The following is a 17,798-nucleotide window of genomic DNA, read 5'->3' as shown; positions in this document are numbered from 1 at the left end:
ACCGACACCGGGAGTTCACCCGCCTCGGGTGGTCGGCGGGGCGGAGCCCGCTATCGATGGCTCTGCGGGGTCGAGGTGATCGAGTCGTTCGAGGTCGGCGGTGCCGGACCGGACCACGGCCTCCGCCAGCGCGACGGTGGCCGGCTGGACCCCGTTCTGCTGCTCCGCGGTGGCGATCCGGACCGACTGTGCGAGATGCGCCCGCAGGTGCCCGACCAGCAGGCGGTGAAAGGGCTGCCCGCTGGCCGCCCGCAGCGCTGTCATCTCCTGCGCCGTGGCCATGCCCGGCATGTCGTGCCCCTCGTGCGGATTCGTCGTCGGGGCGGCGGCGTCGGCCAGTAGCCGGCGGGCGCGGTCCAGATCGGCGCGCCGGGTGCCAGCGACCTGAGTGGCCGTCCGCCGCCAGGCCGGGTCGGTGGTCCGCGCCGGCACCAGATCGAGTACGGGCAGCAGGCGTTCGGTCATCGCCACCGTCAGTTGCAGCCAGGCGATGTCGGTGGGGTTGAACGCCGTACCCGTGGGTGTCGGCGCGGCCGTCACCGGTGGCGCGGTCACGGGTGGTGTGGCGGTGCTGGCCGCGTCTTGTGGCCCGTCGGCGCAGCCGGCGACGAGCAGCACGGCGATGAGCAGGGTAAACGCCGTGGGCTTGCGCATCCGATCTCCCTTCCCAACCAGGGCGGCGGGCCCGGGTGACCGGACCCGCCGCAGTGGTGTGGAGCTGTCGCTCAGATCGGTCGGCCGTCGTGACCGCACTTGATGACGGGACGGATGCAGTCCTGGACGCGGCGGGCCAGCTCCGCCACCGGCCAGGCGTTGAAGAAGTCGCCGTGCATCGTGTAGCCCGGTCCGGAGGCCAGCCGGAACCGCGACGGGTCGCCGGTGACCGGGTACCGAAGCACCTGGCGCAACTTCGGCACGTGCACCGGGTGGGTGCTCGGGCAGGCCTGGTTCACCGGGTACGCCAGGTGGCTCTTGTGGTCCGGCGAGTCGAGGTCACGGCCGTTCCAGCACTGCGGGAAGTCCAGGTACGACTCCAGCATCGTGCCCGACGGGCAGTTGACGAAGTCCTTCGACGGTGGCACGTGCCCGGCGTGCAGGCAGGACCAGCGGGCGATGCTGTCGTTCGGCCCGGTGGCCTTCGCGTTGCCGGCGACGAGCCGCAGCCCCAGCGGGAACGGCTGGGTGTTCGCGACGACGTCGGCGCGCACGCCCTCGCCCAGGTAGTAGAACGTGGCGATCGCCGGCTCCACGGCGACGTTGTCCCGATACAGGGTCGGCACCCAGTACGACGAGACGTCCACCCGCGGGTTGCAGGTGGTGGGCGAGTTGACCAGGTCCGGGAGCGTGGTCCTGGCGTTCGTCACAGTGCTGCCGAAGAAGCTGTGCATGTGCGACGCCCCGGGCAGCCCGGGGAAGACGATCGGGTCGTCCGGCAGCCGGTGGCTGTAGGTGCAGTCGGCGGGGAACTCGGCGACCCGGATGGCGTTGGCGCCGAAGTCAGCGCCGGCTCGGCCGGGGGCGGCGTCGGCCCGGTTGGTGGTGGACACCAGGTACGTGCCGAGTAACACCAGCAGGGCACCGATCGCCGTGGCGAGGCGCAGTCGGCGGGGGATGCCGGAGAGGGGTGCGGCCCTGTCCATCGTGACTCCTGTCGGGGGACGGGTCAGGGACAGCTCCGGCGCCGCCGCCGAAGGCATCGGAGTTGTGCCTGGCCAGACTGGGTGGTGGCCGGTTGGGCCGGTGCGAGAGAGCGCTCTCACTGCTCCCAGCCTCACGCTGAAGTCGACAATTGTCAATACGTGCCGCAGTTGGTGGAAAAGACGCCGAAGGGCCGGGCCCCGTGGTGGGGTCCGGCCCTTCGGTGTGTGCGGGTGGTGTGTGGGTCAGCTGGTGGCGTAGCCGCGGGTGGCGATCCAGTCGGCGAGGTGCTCGACGGTGACCTCGTAGGAGGCGGTGTTCGCATCGGCGGAGTCGGCGATCTTCACCACGTTCCCGCCGTCGCGGTAACCCACGACGCTGATGTAGTGCCCGCCCTCGAAGGAGTGCACGCCGCCGTCGGTGTCGACGCTGGTGCCGGCGATGTTCGCGACCACGGCCCGGCCGTCGTCCACGGTCTTGACGATGTCGGCGCGCAGCCGGTCGGTCTGCTTACCGTCAGCGTTGGGGCTGGAGATCTCCACGCTGTGGTAGGCGTCGTTCTTACCGGTCTCCTTGTTCAGCACGGGGGTGATGTCGTTGATGGAGTTCGTGCCGGCCTCGGTGGTGCCCATCTCCTTGGCCATGGCGTCCACGCTGATCTCCTTGCCCTGCACCGACAGGGCGTTACGCGTGGCGGCCGGGCCGCAGTAGTAGAAGTTCGGCTGCGCCTCGTAGCGCACACCCAGCTGACGCTCACCAGCGGGCTTACGGTCGCTCTGCGTCTGGGAGGCCGGCTTGGCATCCGACGCGGCATACGCGGCGGTCACCGGTCCGGCGATAGCCCCACCGGTGAACGCGAGGCCAGCAGCGGTCAGAGCGGTCTTACGGATCAGATCGGTACGCATGATGGCGTGCTCCTCTGCATCGGGGGTGCCCGCACGGCAGTACAGGGGGGTGCGTGCCGTGCGGGGGAAGCTTTTGCCCGGTGACCCGCAACGAGGGGGTCGGCGTCGGGACAGGGTGTAACCGTTCGCGGTGGCAGGTCATTCCGCCTACCCGCGGCAGTCGGCCGTTGTGCTGCTCGACCGTTCGGGGGGTGTAACCGGGGCGGCCCGGCGGGTGTTCCCGGCGGCTGCCCTGCCCGGCCGTTGTGGTGCTCGGCCATGCCGGGGATGTAACCGGGGCGGCCTGGCGGGTGTTCCCGGCGGGGCCGGCGCACCATGACCCGGGCTGTTGCGGTGGTCTGCCAGGTATAACGACCCGGCCCGGCCGCCGATTCCGCCGCCGGGGTGGCCCCGACCACCCGACAGCCGACACCAAACCCGGCAAATCACCCACCTTGCCCGGGCCGGTGACCCCGACACGGCGGTCACGGCGGCATGATCCACTCGGGTTCCTGAAAGTCGCGGTGTCCGGGTGGCGGGGATGCCCCGACATCATGAAAGTCGAGTGGATCATGCCGGTCTGCGCCGTTCGTCTGCCCCGGACCGGTCCGGGCCCGAGGCCAGCGCGCCGTGTGCCCCGGCCTGGTCCGGGTCGGCGCGCCGGACGGAACCTCGCGTCCCGCATGATCGTGCTCGATCCAGGAAACAGGCCCTTCCCCATGCGAGGAAGCCACTACATCCAGGATCGAGCACGATCATGCGGACTCGGGCCAGGGCGGCGGAGTGGTCCCGACATGCGGATGGGGCAGCCCGAACGTGTCGGACTGCCCCACCGGGAGCGCAGGGACGAATCAGAACCCGAGGACGCTCCGCCCGCCGACAACCGGCAGTCGCAGTTCGCTGTCGTTCGGCGCGACCCGCAGTTCGGTGCCGCCCAACGGCAGGAGGGTGTACTCCTGGTCGCTGGAGAAGACGACCACGCCGATCCGGTGTCCCGCCGGGAAGATGTAGTCCTTCGGCTCCATGGTCCACCGGTAGTCGTACAGTTTGCCCTGCTTGACCGGCTCGGTGCGCGCGGCGCTCTTGCGGTTCTGCGGGTCCATCCACCCTCGCGTCACCACTGTCGGGGCGGCGGTCGACCCGGCCGGGCCGTAGTCGACCAGGTACGCGGTGAGGTTCGCGTCCGGCTTGTTGTCGATAGCCATCCGCAGTCGCATCTCCGGACGCCCGGAGATGCGCACGCTCTGCGTCAGCTCGGGGGAGCGGTAGGCGAGTCGGTTGGCGCTCGCGGTGTCCGGGTTGGACACCAGGGTGTCCGGGTGGATGGTCCGGCCCTCGTCGACGAAGCTCTGCTCGACCTTGGCGTTCGGCGGCTTGCCGGTGGTGAGCGCGCCGGGTGCGGTGGCGTCGGTGGCGGCGAACCGCAACCCGACCTCACGCGCCGCCGGGTCGGGCCAGTTGGCGTACGTGGTGTAGGCGCGGTCCTCGCGCTGGAGCACCGCCGTCGGCTCGTCCATGATGCCGTTGCGCACGTTCCACAGCCAGAAGTCGAACCAGCGGTTCTCGGTCTGCTTGTACGTCCACGTCTGGCCGCTGGGCAGGGTCACCGACGCGCTGCTGCCGGGACCACCGTGGCCGCCCTGGTGCAGCCAGATCTTGCGGGGGACGTCGCGCTTGGCGAGCTGGTCCCACCAGCCGGCGAAGTGCTCGGTCTTCACGTTCCAGTCGTTGAGGCCGTGCACGACGAAGACGCTGGCCTTCACGTCGCGGGCGTCGAGGTAGTCGCGGTCGCGCCAGAACTTTGAGTAGTCGCCGGTGACCCGGTCCTGCTTCGCGGTGATGTCCGCGAGCTCGTCGGCGCACTGCCCCTCGGCGCGGGCCTGCCCGGCGGTGTACTGGGCCAGAATATCGAGGTCCTCGCCCTGGAACGTCCCGGGCGCGACCACCAGACCGTTGGCCCGGTAGTAGTCGTACCAGCTGCTGATCGCGGAGACCGGGACGATGGTCTTGAGTCCCTTGACGCCCGTGGTGGCCACCTGGTTGGGCAGCGTCCCGTTGTAGGAGACGCCGGTCATGCCGACCGCGCCGGTGGTCCAGCCGGCGGTGACCGGGGCGCCGTTCGCGTCGTACCCCTTGGCCCGGCCGTTGAGCCAGTCGATGACCGCCTTGGTGCCGAGCGTCTCGGCCTGGTCCCCGCTGGTCGGGCAGCCGTCGGAGTCGCCGGTGCCGACGCTCTGACCGAGCACCACCGCGTACCCGCGGGGCACGTAGTAGTCGTCCAGCGAGCCGGGCAGGTTGGCCTTCGCCTGGGCCCGTTGTGCGCCGGCGTCGAGTGCGCGACGCCCGTTGCGGTCGGTCAGGCCGTTCTGCGGCAGGTCGTCGACCAGCACGCTCGGGTACGGCACGTCACCCCAGGTGCCCTTGCGGTACGGGCTGTGCTCGAAGATGACCGGCACCTTGAAGCCCTGCGTGGCGGTCTCCCGGGGGCGGGAGATGTCGATCGCCACCCGGTCGGGCCGACCGTCGTGGTCGGTGTCCACAGGGGTCTGGACGAACACGCGCTCCTCGATCGCGTCGGCGAGCGAGAACACCGGTTGGGTCATGCCGTCGCTGACCACGATGCCGGTGGGCGTGGTGGGCGTGGGCAAAGCGGCAGCCGCGGGTGGGGCTGCGCCGAGGACCAGGGCGCCGGACACGCCGACGCTCAGGAGTGCCAGATGACGGGGTCGACGCATTCGCGTCTCCCTTCGGTTGGGCTGGTTGCCGGGGTCGGCACTGGCCAATCTCGAAGATCCATTCGTCGCCATGCTAGGGCGGGGCCGGCGTCCCGTCGATCCCTTCGGCCGGGGGCGCATCTGTCGTCCGCACCGTCGCTGTCGGTCCGGTGGGCGGCAATCGAAACGACATCGAACTGAGCCCGGCGGCGAAACAGCGCCGAAATCCTCAGCGCGCGGGCCGGAAAACCCCTCGTCAAGGGGTGCCCGGATGATCGTTCCCCTGCATATGATCTTGCCGAAGCCGCCCGAAGAGGCGGCTTCGTCCACATTAGACGAGGAGCGACATGCTCAGGAAAACGCGATGGCTGTTGGCCGTCGCCGTCACGGCCACGACGCTGACCGCCCTACCGGGCGGCACCGCCACGGCCGGACCCAGCGACATCGGTCAGACCGGCGCACCCGCGGCCACTGCTGATGGGAAGACGCACACCGTCACCCTGCTGACCGGGGACGTGGTGACCGTACGGGACAGCGGATCGGGCTGCCCGCAGGCCACAATTCGGCCGGCGGACGAGAACGCGGTGATCCACCAGAGCTGCGGCCCCGACGGTCACCTGCACGTCATCCCCGCCCGCGTCGCGTCCCAGGTCGGCTCGGTGCTCGACCCCGACCTGTTCGACGTCACCACGCTGATCGCCGACGGCTACGACGACGACAACTCCGCCGAGCTGCCGCTCATCGTGCAGCCCGCTACCGCGTCCGCCCGGGTGGCCGCGCTCGGTGACGTGCTGTCGCTGCCCAGCATCGGTGCGGTCGCCGGCCGCGTACCCAAGAAGAGCCCGGCCACGGCGAAGCTCGCGACCAACTCGCTGCTCGCCGGCGCGAAGAAGGTCTGGCTCGACCGCAAGGTCCGGGCCACCGCCCTGACCGGCGGTGGGCGCCCGGCCGGCCTGGACCGCAACCTGGGCCAGATCGCCGCGCCGGACGCCTGGAAGGCCGGCTACACCGGCAAGGGCGTCCGGGTCGCGGTGCTCGACACTGGCGCCGACTTCAGCCACCCGGACCTGGTCGGCCGGGTCGCCGACCGGGCCGACTTCACCGTCGAGGGTGGTGACGCCGTCGACCACAACGGCCACGGTACGCACGTCGCGTCGACCATCGCCGGCACCGGCGCGGCCTCCCACGGTCAGCGTCGCGGCGTGGCGCCGGACGCCAAGCTGGTGATCGGCAAGGTTCTCGACGACCACGGCTACGGCGATGACTCCGGCATCATCGCCGGCATGGAGTGGGCCGCCACCCGGGCCGACGTCATCAACATGAGCCTCGGCGGCAGCGACCCGGACGACGGCAACGACCCGCTGTCGCTCGCCGTCGACGGTCTGAGCAGGTCCACCGGCGCGCTCTTCGTCATCGCCGCCGGCAACAGCGGCGCCGCCATCTCCTCGCCGGGCTCGGCCGCCAGCGCGCTGACCGTCGGCGCGGTCGACCGGGACGACAAGCTCGCCGACTTCTCCAGCCGCGGGCCGCTGGTCACCAGCAACGTGGCCAAGCCGGAACTGGTCGCGCCCGGCGTCGACATCGTCGCCGCCCGGGCCGCCGGCACCAACCTTCAGGACCCGATCGACAGGTACTACGAGGCGATCAGCGGCACCTCGATGGCGAGCCCGCACGTGGCGGGCGCCGCCGCGCTGCTCGCCCAGCGCCATCCGGACTGGAGCGGTGAGCGACTCAAGGCTGCCCTCGTCGGCGCCGCCGACCCACTCAGCGGCATCGACCCGTACGCCGTCGGCGCCGGTCGGCTCAACGCGGCCCGGCCCCTCGGTGGCCCCACCAGCAACCAGCCGGTGGTCAACCTCGGCACCTTCGCCTACCCGCAGTCCGGGACCAGCGAGACGAAGCTGAGCTGGACCGGTGAGTCGACGGCCGTTCTCGACCTCGACGTATCGATCGTCAACCACGACGGCCAACCGGTGCCGCGTGCCGCGGCGTCGCTGTCGACGAGCCGGCTGGCGCTCAGGCACGGCACCACCGCCTCGGCGACCCTGCGGGTCAACCGTGCGGCGCTGGCCGCCCGACCGGGCTTCTACCTGGCCACCGTCACCGTCCGTTCCGGCCGCAAGCTGGTCGCGACGACTCCGGTGAGCTTCTACGTCGAGCAGCCCAGCTACGACCTGACGATCCAGACGAAGCCGCTGCCGGGCCTGAAGGACGGCGCGGAGAGCTGGATCAACCTGCTGGTCACCAACCTCACCGACCCGGTCATCTATTACGACGGCGCGGGCGGTACGCCCGGAGACACGTTCACGCTGCGGGTGCCGGCCGGCCGGTACGCGGTCCTCGGCTCGTCCGTCGCCTACTACGTCGACAGTGACGTGTTGGAGACGACGCTCGCCGCCGAGGTCGACCTGGACGTGCGCGGCGCTCGGAGCGTGACGCTCGACCCGGCGCGGGCCAGGCCGGTGACGGCGACTGTCGACGGGGTGCCCACCACGCCTACCCGGACCGACCTCACCAACGTCCAGACCGCGCCGAACGGCCTGTCCTGGTGGCACCAGATCAGCGGGTACGGGGCGAAGACGACGGTCCGCACCACCGCGCTGCCCAAGCCCACCGTCGGCTCCCGGCGCACCTGGGCGGCGGTCAACCTGGACTCGCCGGCCGGCACGGTCAAGCCGTACCGCTACAACCTGGTGCACGAGTACGCGGGCGGCGCACCGGCCGACCCCGCCTTCCGGGTGAGCAAGGCCGAGCAGTCCACGCTCGCCCGGATCGAGGAGCGCTTCCACCAGATGGACTCGGAGGGGATGGTCACCCAACTGATCCGCAGCGGCTTCACCCCGGACGGGGTGCCGGTGACGCAGACCCACGAGGGGAACCTGCCGCCGTACCGCACCGACTACCTCTCGGCCGGCTACCGCTGGGCCGACGAGGGTGTCTACGGTGGCCTGTCGGCCCAGGAGGCGCCCCGCACCTACCAGCCGGGCAGTCTGCAGACCAAGGTCTGGGCGCGCCAGCCGCTGCACTCCGGCTGGTACGACGACCCGGCCGGCGTCGACCACAGCTGTGCCACCGCGCCGTCGCGGACCCGGGGCAACCTGCACATCGACCTGGTGTCGCTGACCGACCAGCACCAGCGGGCCGACTGCCTCCAGGGCTCCGCGATCGGCGTGAACCGCAAGCTGTCGTTGTACCGCAACGGGAAACTGGTCGAGGAGCGGGACCGCCCGCTCGCCGACTTCACAGTGCCGCAGCAGGCGGCCGACTACCGGCTGACCCTCGACGTCGACACGAGGCTGATCCTGCCGATCTCCACCACTGTCAACACGTCGTGGACGTTCCGGTCGGCCGGGCCGGACGGCACCGGAAGCGTGCCGCTGCCGCTGCTCGCTGTGGACTACGCGCTGCCGATGGACACCAACAACCACGCCACCGGCGGAACGGCGGAACTGGCCGTCCGGCAGATGCGGGGCATCAAGGCGCAGAAGGTGACGTCGTTCCAGGTCTGGACCTCGACGGACGACGGTGCCACCTGGACGTCGGCCCGGGTCACCGGCAGCGGCGACAGCTACCGGGTCGCGCTGCCGACGGCCGCCGACGGGCAGTCCGTGTCGTTGCGGGTGAAGGCCGCCGCCAACGGCGGTAGCGGAATCGACCAGACGATCATCCGGGCGTACCACGCCGGCTGACCGTCGACAAAGGTGGTGCGGCCCGGCTCCGGCCGGGTCGCACCACCTTTTTGCGTCGCGGTGTCGATCCGGCCCCACCTCGATCGTCGTGACGGTGAACCCCGACGCCGACAACGAGAGGTACGCCCATGACGTCCGTCGCCGAGACAGCGCTGCGCCGAACCCACTTCCTGCTGGGCTGTGGCACGGTCGCCGGCCTGCTCTTCCCCGTCCTGTCGTTCGGGCAGGCGTTCACCCGGTCCGGATTCGACCTGCGCCGGCACGCGATCAGCTCACTCACCCTCGGTGACCTCGGCTGGTTGCAGGTCATCGCGTTCGTGGGCACCGGCGTACTGGCCGTCGCCTTCGCGCTGGGCCTGTGGCAGGCACTGCGACCGGGCCGGGCCGGCACCGTGGTGCCGGTGCTGGTCGGCGTGTACGGGGTGGCGATGATCGGCGGCGGGATCTTCGTGCCCGATCCCGCGCTCGGCTGGCCACCCGGAACCCCGGCCGGGCTGCCCGAGCAGGCCAGCACGGCCAGCATTCTGCACACGGTGTGCGGCGCGGCGGCGTTCCTGTCGCTGATCGCGGCCAGCCTGCTGTTCGCTCGACGGTGCACCGCCCAGGGGGACCGGAAGTGGGCGCTCTACAGCGCCGCCAGCGGTGCTGTCGCATTCGTGCTCACCGCTCTGCCGTGGAGTGAGGGGAGTGCGAGCATCCGCTTCGCCGTCGGAGCGGTGCTCATCTCCGGGTGGCTCGTGGCGCTCTCCTGGCGAACACGCGACGAGGTTGCCTGACCATCACTGGCCCTCCCACACTGCCTTCGCCCCGGAGTCGCCGGTGCGGACCACGTAGTACACGGTGACGGCGGCGGCCACCAACGACAACACCTGCAACGCCAGGGTCACCGGCCGACCGGGCCGTCCGTCCGCGCCGGCGTCGGCGGTCCTCGGCGGGACGAGCCGGACCAGCGCCAGGGCCACCACCCCCAACCCGATGCTGGCGTAGAGCGTGATGTCACCGAACTCCTGGTGCGCCTCCAGCTTCGGCAGGAACTCGGGAGTGACCCGGTTGGCGGCGCGCATCCGCTCGAGGAAGGCGTCACCGGAGAGCTTCGTCAGCAGGGCCGCGACGGGCGCGCCCACGGCGAGCAGCCCCAGCACCCACCGGGTGTGCGGCCGGATCAGCGGGACGAACGCGTAGCCGACAGTCAGCAGGGCCAGCAGCGGCACGAACGCGACAGCGGCGTGCAGCAGCAGAGGATGGGCCGGGATGCCCATGAACTCCTCGAACATCGGCGTCTCCTCCGGTGGCATCGGCCTGGACGTTGATCGTCCACACCGGGACGCTATCGGTACCACGCCGGCGTGTCATCCCCGTCGATCGCTCACCTGTCGCAGCGCAACGCGGCCAGGTCGACGGCGTCCGCCATCGCCTGCATGCCCTTGTCGTTGGGGTGGATGTGATCCCCGCTGTCGAAAAACGGCAGCAGCGCCTGCCTGTCGTACGGGCTGCGGGTGATCCGGTCGAAGTCGACCACGGCGTCGAACACGCCGCTGTGCCGGATCCACTCGTTGACGCCCTGGCGTACGGCCTCACCTGCGGCGTCGTACTCCGGCCAGCCCTTGTACGCCATGACCGTGGCGCCGACGACGCACTTGCCGGCCGCGTGCGCCCGATCGGCCAGCTCCCGGTAACCAGTGGTCAGGTCGTCCACCGTCACGCCGGTGTGGGCCTTGATGTCGTTGATGCCCTCGTACACGAAGACCGTGTCGACCCCGGGCTGGGAGAGCACGTCACGGTCGAACCGGCGCAGCGCGGCCTCCCCGGCGCCGTCGGCGAGCACCTTGTTGCCGGAGATGCCGGCGTTGGCCACGCCCCTGACCGGGCTGTCCGGCGCGGCCTGGAGCCGTCGGGAGAGGTAGTCGGGCCAGCGCCGGTTCGCATCAGTGCTGGAGGCCCACCCGTCGGTGATGGAGTCGCCGAGGGCCACCACCGAGCCGGTCGCTGTGGACGTCCGCACGCTGACCGCGTCCAGCCAGTACCAGGAGGTCATCGAGTCGGTCCAGTTGGTCGCCGCCTCCTCGGCGGCGTGGTCACCGGCGGTCGCGTACGACGTCTGCATGGCCATGCCGTGCCCGCTCGTCGGGCCCTGCGCTCCGGTGACGTGGAGACTCACCACGAGATTGCTCTGGGCGGCCAGCCGGCCGGGCAGCGGGTCGCTGAGGATCGTCTCCCCGGCCGCGACGGTGACGGACGGCTGACCGCCGAACGTCAGCCGCCGGTTGCTGCCTGCGATCAGCTCGGCGCCCTGCCGCTGCAACCCGGCGTACGCGCTGCTGAAGGTCACCGGGTGCTCGCCGAAGGCGTTGGTGAGACGGATCCGCAGCGCGTCCCCGCCGACGCTGGTGCGCACCACCAGCCGGTAGCTGCGCTCGGCGGGCCCGGCGCCCTGCCGGTCGGCACTGGCGGCCCAGGTGACAGCGAAGTGCCGGCCGTCACCGGCCGCCGGGTCGTGCCGCGTCCGCGCCTGCCCCGCCGACCCGACCAGAGGAACGCAGAGCAGCGCGGCGACGGTGGCGGCCGCCCCGCGGCGGGCGAGACCGGCCCGCATCAGAGGTTCCTCAGGGTGACCGACTCGCCGGGGCGCAGTGTGACCTGGCGGGAGCGACCGTTGGCCAGCACTGTGGTGCTGCGGCCACCGACGCTCGTCAACCGCGCCTGGGTGACCCGCCCGTCGCGCCAGCTGAGGTCGGCGGTGAAACCACCGCGTACGCCGACGCCGGCCACCGAACCGGCGGACGCCCAGGCGGCGGGCAGCGCCGGCAGCAACTCGACGTGACCGGGCCGGGAGTAGAGCAGCATCTCGACGATCGCGGCGGGGGTGCCGAGGTTCGCGTCGATCTGGAAGATGCCCCGGCCGGGGTTCGTCTCGTAGATGTCGAAGAGGTTCATGGCGCTGCCGTTGCTGCCGTTGGTCGACGGCCGCAGGTTGTTGACGATGAGCTGGTACGCCTTCTCCGCGTCCTTCAGCCGCGCCCAGCATAGGCTGCGCCACGCGTTGGCCCAGCCGAAGCTGTTCATGCCGCGCGCGGTGAGCAGGGCGGTGGCACCGGCGACGATCGCGGCGGGGGTGGAGCCGTCCGGGCGGATCCGGTCACCGGGGAAGAGACCGATCAGGGGGGAGAGGTGCCGGTGCGTGGTCTCACCGAGGTTGTCCGGTGACATCCACTCCTGCAACCAGCCCGAGGTGGGGCTGACCTCGGGCAGGTAGAGGCGCTTGCGGAGCGCGTCGACGCTGCGGGCGTGGTCGGCGTCGCGACCGAGCACCCGGGCGGCGGTGTGGTAGTTCTCGAAGAGGTTCCACACCAGCTCCTGGGAGTAGGTGTTGCCCCGGGTGTCCTGCGGCCCGTGCTCGGCCGACCAGTCCCGGTCGGCTACCAGCACTTCGCGGGTGGCGCCGGACGCGTCGGTGACGGTAGCGGTGACGAGTCGGGTCTCCCAGAACTCCACGGCACCCTTGACGACCGGGTAGATCTTCGCCAGGTAGCCGCGGTCCTGGGTGTACTCGTAGTGCTCGAACAGGTTCTGGCAGAGCCAGGCGTTACCGCTGGGGTGCCACCACCAGCCGCTGCCGCCGTACGGGTTGGTGGAGAAGGCGACAGCCCACCCGGCGACCCGGCCGCTGCTGTTGCGGAACCGGTTGGTCGAGGTGTTGAAGAGCCGCTGGGTGACCTCGGTCCAGACCGGCAACTGCGCCACGCAGTAGTCCGCGTACGCGTCAAAGGTGTCGGTGAGGCCGGTCCGGTCGGCCGGCCAGTAGGTCATCTGGATGTTGACGTCGCTGTGGTAGTCACCCATCCAGTCCGGGTCGTTGCCGTCCAGCCACGGGCCCTGCAAACCGATCGGCAGGCTGCCCCGCGACCCGGAGATCAGCAGGTACCGGCCGAACTGGAGGTACGCGGCCTCCAGCTCCGGGTCGGGGACGTTGTCGCGCCAGCGCGCCTGCACCCGCTCCCAGGTGTCCAGTTCGCGCTGGCCGGCGGACGACGCGCCGAGGTCGATGGCGAACCGCTCGAACGCCGGCCGGACGTCGGCGACGTGGGTGTGCAGCAGCTCGCGGACCGACGCACGCGCCGCGGCCAGGACCTTGTCCCGGGCCAGCCGTTGCGGCTGTACCGATTCGTCGCGGAACCCGGTGGCGGCGGTCGGCGCGTAGTTGGTGCCGCCGCTGACGATGACGGTGAGGTCCCGGCAGTCGGTGAAGGAGATCGACGTGCCGCTCACCGCCACCGTTCCGGTGCCGCTGTGCGCGGTGACGGCGGCACCGTAGCGCAGCCCGTTGGCGAACGACGCGCCGAACGACGCGTACCGGCCGGTGGGGTCGGCGGTGGTGGACTCGCCGTGGGTGCCGGCCAGGGAGACGGTGCCGGTGTACGTGCCGCCGCTCTGCGAGGTGAAGTGCAGGACGATGACGTCGTCCGGGCGGCTGGCGAAGACTTCCCGTCGGTAGCCGACCCCACCGATGTCGTACGCGGTGCTGACCAGGCCCTGCGCCAGGTCGAGGGTGCGGCGGTAGGCGTCGACCGCGCCGAGGTCGTGCCCGGGGATGTCGACGGTCAGCGTGGCCAGCATGGTGAGCGAGCCGAAGTCCTCGCGCCCGTAGGGGAACTGGCCGTCGCCGTCGAGCGTGTCGTTGCGGCCACCGGTCCAGAGCGTCGCATCGGTGATCGCCAGGAACTCCCGGGACGGGTCGTTGCTGGCGAGCGCCCCGAGTCGGCCGTTGCCCACCGGCAGGCCCTGCTCGATCATCGAGGTGGCGGAGCCGGGTGCCCGCCACCAGAGCTGGTTCTTCTCGGCGACGTTTCCGGCGAGCATCGGCGACGTCGTGGGCCGCCGGGGTGCGGGTGTGGCGGCGAAGGCGGGTAGGCCACCCAGTGCGGTGGCCGCGCCGGTGGCGGCGGCCAGCGCGAGGAAGCCGCGACGGCTGGGGTGGTTGTCGCGCGTGTTGTGGATCTCCATGTCGGGTTCTCCAACCTGGGCGTTCGGCGGATGCGCGCGCCGGCGCGGCCAGGCTGTTCGCGCCGGGCCGCGCCGGGCACGTCAGAGGGTCTGCGGTACGGCGATCCGGTCGATGTCGGGGGAGTACCAGGTGCCGCTGTCGAAGGTGATGGTGTTGGCGCCCGCCTTCAGCGCCAACTGGACGCTGACCGTCTCGACGGTGCCCCAGTCACCAGTGGAGGGGAACTTCAGGTAGCTGCCGTTGCCGCTGTTGGAGGAGACCTGCACCGAGCGCGCGTCACCGCTGACGTAGGAGACGGCGACGGTGTAGATGCCGTCCTTGCGCACTGTCACCTCGTTGAACCGCACAGTGCCGCCGACATAGAGGTTGCCGACCTTCTGACCCCCGGAGCAGGCGTCACAGCCGCCGACGGAGGCGGTACCGGTCAGGGTGTTGACCGCCGCCTCGGCCTCGTAGCTGGTCGAGGTCAGAGCGGTGCCCGGCCGTACGGTGAACAGCCGCGAGCCGTGCGCGGGCAGCGCCGCGGTGATGGCGTTCCTCTGGGTTCCGAGGTCGCGGCGGTTCCACACGTCCCGGACCGAGGCGTTGCCGGTGAACCCGAACGACGCCCAGTGCGCGGTGACCGACGCGGGCGCGTCGCCGAGGTTGAACAGCGCCACGGTGTAGCTGCCGTCCGGGTTCTTCGCACCCCAGACCTGCTGGTCACCGGCCGGGGTGACCGGCCGGGCCGGCGCGCCGCCGTTCTGGTCGATGGCGATGACCTCGCGGTTGGTCAGCAACGACAACCCGTAGTCGTCGAGTCGGGTGAGGTCGTCCCCGGTGTACAGCGGCGACTTCGAGATCGCCCACAGCGTCGCGTACGACTGACGCTCGGCCTTGGTGAGGCCGTCCATCTCGCCGTTGCCCACGTTGAGCGAGTCGAGGTCGTTCCACCCGCCGGGGCCGGCCTTGCGGCTCCAGGCCGGCGCGTCGTCGAACCGGTCGTCTACCGAGTTCTCCCAGCTGACCAGGGTGTTGCAGTAGCACTCGACGTCGGTGTCGATGCGCCAGCCGTTGGAGTACCGCTTCCAGTCGGCGGCGTGGTTGATGTCGAGCGACCAGGACAGTTCGAGGTGGATCGGGCGGCCGGCGGTGGCGATGGCCCGCTGCCAGGCGGCGACGTCGGCCACGTTGTCGTAGTTGTCGCCGGACTTGAACGAGCCCGGGCCGACCCCGTCGAGCTTCAGGAAGTCGTAACCCCAGTCGGCGAAGAGTTGCGCCTGCGAGTCGATGTACTTCTGCGCGCAGGGGTTGTCAAAGTTCAGCTTGTACGCGCTGTCCCAGCCGTTGGTGGTGCGCAGGTCCGGGTAGACGATGTTCGCGGTGGTGCAGCCGGGGGCGTTCCAGATCGGCGCGGCGCCGCCTGCGTACGCCTCCTTCTCCAGCCCGACGGGCAGGTAGATGCCGGCCTTCAGCCCCTTGCCGTGGATGTGCTCGGCGACGGCCTGCATGCCGCGCGGGAACCGCACCGGGTCGGGGGTCTGCCGGGCGTACTGGTCGAAGCGCGGCACCCAGGCGTTGTCCCGCCACCAGCCGGCGTCGATGTTGACGTACTCGTAGCCGTACGGCTTCAGCTTGGTGGCGAGGGCGTCGGTCTGCTTCAGGACGTTGGCCTCGGTGAGGTAGCTGTAGTCGCCGTCGGGGTTCAGGCCCGGGTACTTCGAGGACTGCATGGTCCAACTGGTCCACCCCATGAAGGGGCGCTGCGCGATGTCCGCCGCGGCCTGCGTCGGCGCGGCCTGGGGCACTGTCGTCGGGGCGGCCTGGGCTGGGGCGGCGCCCGCGGCGAGGAGCACGCCCAGCGCCGCCGCGACGAGCGGCACCCGGGTACGGGGCTGTCTGCGCGGGGTTGTCGGTGACGGCATGGTCAACCTCCTGGTGCGGTGGGTCGAGTTGAGCGCTGTGGACGGTGAGTGGCCGAGGTGACGCCGGGGTCAGGGGACGACGAGCGACTGGATGCTCACGGCCGCCGCCGCGCGGGCCCACTCCTCGAAGGGCAACGGGCGGATGAAGAGGGGGCACCGCGCGGCGGCGCCGAAGGCCTGCCGTTCGAAGCTGGCGCGGATGTGGCTGTCGAACAGGTCGTACGCGGCCAGCCCTTCACCGGACACGACGATGCGGGTGGGACCGACCAGGTTCGCGACGGCCGCGATGCCGCAACCGATCGCGCCGCCGGCCCGGGTGAAGACCGCCCGCACCTGCTCGTGGCCGCCGCGTGCCAGGGTCACCGCCTCGTCGATGGTGAGGTCGGGGCGGCCGGTGCGGTCGCGGGCCTGGGCCACTATGGCGTCGGTGCCGGCGATCGACTCGATGCAGCCGCGACCACCGCAGTGGCAGTCCGGGCCGGTGGCGTCGACGGTGAGGTGGCCGATCTCGCCGGCCACGCCGTACGACCCGGAGACCAGACGGCCGTTGACGACGAGGCCACAGCCGATGCCGGTGCCCACGGTGACCAGGGCGAACGACTCGGCCCCCACTCCCTCGCCGAACCAGTGCTCAGCGGCGGTGAGCGCCTTGACGTCGTTCTCCACGGTGACGGTGAGGCCGGTGCGCTGGGCGGCGAGTCGGCCCAGCGGGACGTCCCGCCAGTGCAGGAACGGTGAGTAGCGCACCAGGCCGATGCCGCGGTCGATGTCGCCAGAGAGGGCCAGCCCGAGCCGGCGGACCCGGGTCCGGTCGCCGGGGAACGCGTCGAACAGGTCGTTGGCGAGCCGGTCGACCTCGGTGAGGACCGCGTCGACGTCGGGGTCGTCCAACGGCCGGCGGGCGCTGGCATGGACCTGCGCGCGCAGGTCGCAGACCACGCCGATCACCTCGTCGGCGGTGATTTTCACGCCGAGGAAGAACTCGCGTTCGGCGCGTACCGCGAGAGGGCTGGCGGGGCGTCCGGCGCCCGGCCCGGAGCGTTCGGTGGCGGCCAGTTCGTGCAGGTAACCCAGGTCGATGAGCGGCCGGGCGGCCTTGGTGACGGCGGCGGAGGAGAGCCCGAGCCGGCGGGCGAGCGCGACCCGACTCACCGGCCCCTCGGTCAGCACCGTCGTGAAGATCGCCGTCGCCGCCGGTGGCCCGGCGAACGCGCCGGCGTCGATCCCAGGAAACATGGACGAAATCTAAGGCGAATATTTAACTTCTTCAAGTATTGATTTGCCTCAGTGCTCCGTCCTAGAGTCGGCGACGCACCGGCCACGGCAAACTCAGGTCGCCGCCGCACGTACGCCGAGGCCGACCAGGATCACGCCGGTCAGCCGATCGAGCATGCGTCGCACCGATGCGGTGCGGAGCAACCGGGCGGCGGCACCGGAGACGACGGTCCAGCCGGCGAGCCAACAGGTGGCCAGCGCGACGTGCGCCGTGGCGAGCAGCAACATCGGCACCAGCACCGGTCGGCCCGGTTCGAGGAACTGCGGTGCCAACGTGAGGTAGACGGCGGCGGCCTTGGGGTTCAGCACGTTGCCGAGCAACCCTTGCAGGTACGGGTGGTCCACGCGCCAGGGCAGCCTTCGGGCGGAAACCGTCGGTCGCCGTCCCGCCTCCGTGCGGCGGCGCGACGCGGACCAGAGCATCCAGAGCCCGAGCCCGACCAGATAGCCGGCCCCGACCAGCTTGACCACCCAGAACGCCTGCGACGAGCGGAGCACCAGCGCGGCCAGGCCGACAGCGGCCAGCGTGGCGTGCACGTAGAGCCCGGTCACCGTACCCAGGATCACCCACCAGCCCTGCCGCCGCCCGCCGCTGGCGACCCGTGAGACGACCAGGGTCAGGCTCGCGCCCGGCGTGGCGGTGATCGGCGCGACGGCGAGCAGGAAGCCGAGCACCGCGACGCCGTGCATGC

General features: G+C 71.1%; 12 protein-coding genes. 2 read left to right on the top strand and 10 right to left on the bottom strand.

All coding sequences use genetic code 11. The features are described 5' to 3' along the window. Nucleotides 1–15 precede the first annotated feature (15 nt). The 4 genes from MED15_RS02345 to MED15_RS02330 form a co-directional block, all read right to left on the bottom strand. A complete protein-coding gene (locus MED15_RS02345) occupies nt 16–654 on the bottom strand; it encodes a DUF305 domain-containing protein (RefSeq protein WP_112588991.1) in 639 nt (212 codons plus the stop codon). Between the two features lie 71 nt (nt 655–725). After that, complete coding sequence (locus MED15_RS02340) at nt 726–1,640, bottom strand: DUF1996 domain-containing protein (RefSeq protein WP_112700226.1); 915 nt, start codon at nt 1,638–1,640, stop codon at nt 726–728. A 243-nt stretch (nt 1,641–1,883) separates the two neighbouring features. After that, nucleotides 1,884–2,543, bottom strand: coding sequence for a C39 family peptidase (locus MED15_RS02335; protein ID WP_112726833.1), 660 nt, complete (start codon nt 2,541–2,543; stop codon nt 1,884–1,886). Between the two features lie 830 nt (nt 2,544–3,373). Beyond that, nucleotides 3,374–5,257 (bottom strand): Xaa-Pro dipeptidyl-peptidase, encoded by a 1,884-nt coding sequence (locus MED15_RS02330; RefSeq protein WP_112734691.1) that lies wholly within the window; start codon nt 5,255–5,257, stop codon nt 3,374–3,376. Between the two features lie 326 nt (nt 5,258–5,583). On the opposite strand from MED15_RS02330, the gene MED15_RS02325 reads away from it, so the two are divergent. Both MED15_RS02325 and MED15_RS02320 read left to right on the top strand, forming a co-directional pair. After that, nucleotides 5,584–8,925: a S8 family peptidase gene (locus tag MED15_RS02325; RefSeq protein WP_112734690.1), complete on the top strand. Its 3,342-nt coding sequence runs from the start codon at nt 5,584–5,586 to the stop codon at nt 8,923–8,925. Between the two features lie 128 nt (nt 8,926–9,053). After that, on the top strand, nt 9,054–9,701 hold the full coding sequence (locus tag MED15_RS02320; protein WP_112734689.1) for a DUF998 domain-containing protein: 648 nt from the start codon (nt 9,054–9,056) through the stop codon (nt 9,699–9,701). Nucleotides 9,702–9,704: 3 nt separating this feature from the next. Here MED15_RS02320 and MED15_RS02315 read toward each other — a convergent pair whose 3' ends face one another. The 6 genes from MED15_RS02315 to MED15_RS02290 all read right to left on the bottom strand — a co-directional run bounded on the left by MED15_RS02315 (nt 9,705) and on the right by MED15_RS02290 (nt 17,796). Continuing rightward, nucleotides 9,705–10,199 (bottom strand): DUF2231 domain-containing protein, encoded by a 495-nt coding sequence (locus MED15_RS02315; RefSeq protein WP_146754506.1) that lies wholly within the window; start codon nt 10,197–10,199, stop codon nt 9,705–9,707. Between the two features lie 92 nt (nt 10,200–10,291). Next, nucleotides 10,292–11,518, bottom strand: coding sequence for an SGNH/GDSL hydrolase family protein (locus MED15_RS02310; protein WP_112734687.1), 1,227 nt, complete (start codon nt 11,516–11,518; stop codon nt 10,292–10,294). Continuing rightward, the gene (locus tag MED15_RS02305; RefSeq protein ID WP_112734686.1) at nt 11,518–13,926 is read right to left on the bottom strand and encodes a glycosyl hydrolase family 95 catalytic domain-containing protein; all 2,409 of its coding nucleotides are present in this window, start codon (nt 13,924–13,926) and stop codon (nt 11,518–11,520) included. The genes MED15_RS02310 and MED15_RS02305 overlap by 1 nt, the downstream gene beginning before the upstream one ends. 81 nt (nt 13,927–14,007) lie before the next feature. After that, nucleotides 14,008–15,831: an alpha-galactosidase D gene (locus tag MED15_RS02300; RefSeq protein ID WP_112734685.1), complete on the bottom strand. Its 1,824-nt coding sequence runs from the start codon at nt 15,829–15,831 to the stop codon at nt 14,008–14,010. Nucleotides 15,832–15,900: 69 nt separating this feature from the next. Beyond that, nucleotides 15,901–17,067, bottom strand: coding sequence for an ROK family transcriptional regulator (locus MED15_RS02295; protein WP_112734684.1), 1,167 nt, complete (start codon nt 17,065–17,067; stop codon nt 15,901–15,903). A 93-nt stretch (nt 17,068–17,160) separates the two neighbouring features. Beyond that, nucleotides 17,161–17,796 (bottom strand): LysE family translocator, encoded by a 636-nt coding sequence (locus MED15_RS02290; protein ID WP_112589011.1) that lies wholly within the window; start codon nt 17,794–17,796, stop codon nt 17,161–17,163. Nucleotides 17,797–17,798: the final 2 nt, after the last annotated feature.

Origin of the sequence: Micromonospora noduli (genome assembly GCF_003264475.1) — a bacterium.
Classification (GTDB): domain Bacteria; phylum Actinomycetota; class Actinomycetes; order Mycobacteriales; family Micromonosporaceae; genus Micromonospora; species Micromonospora noduli.
Note: the sequence above shows the minus strand (reverse complement) of the source record. Positions and strands in the feature narration are given on the sequence as shown.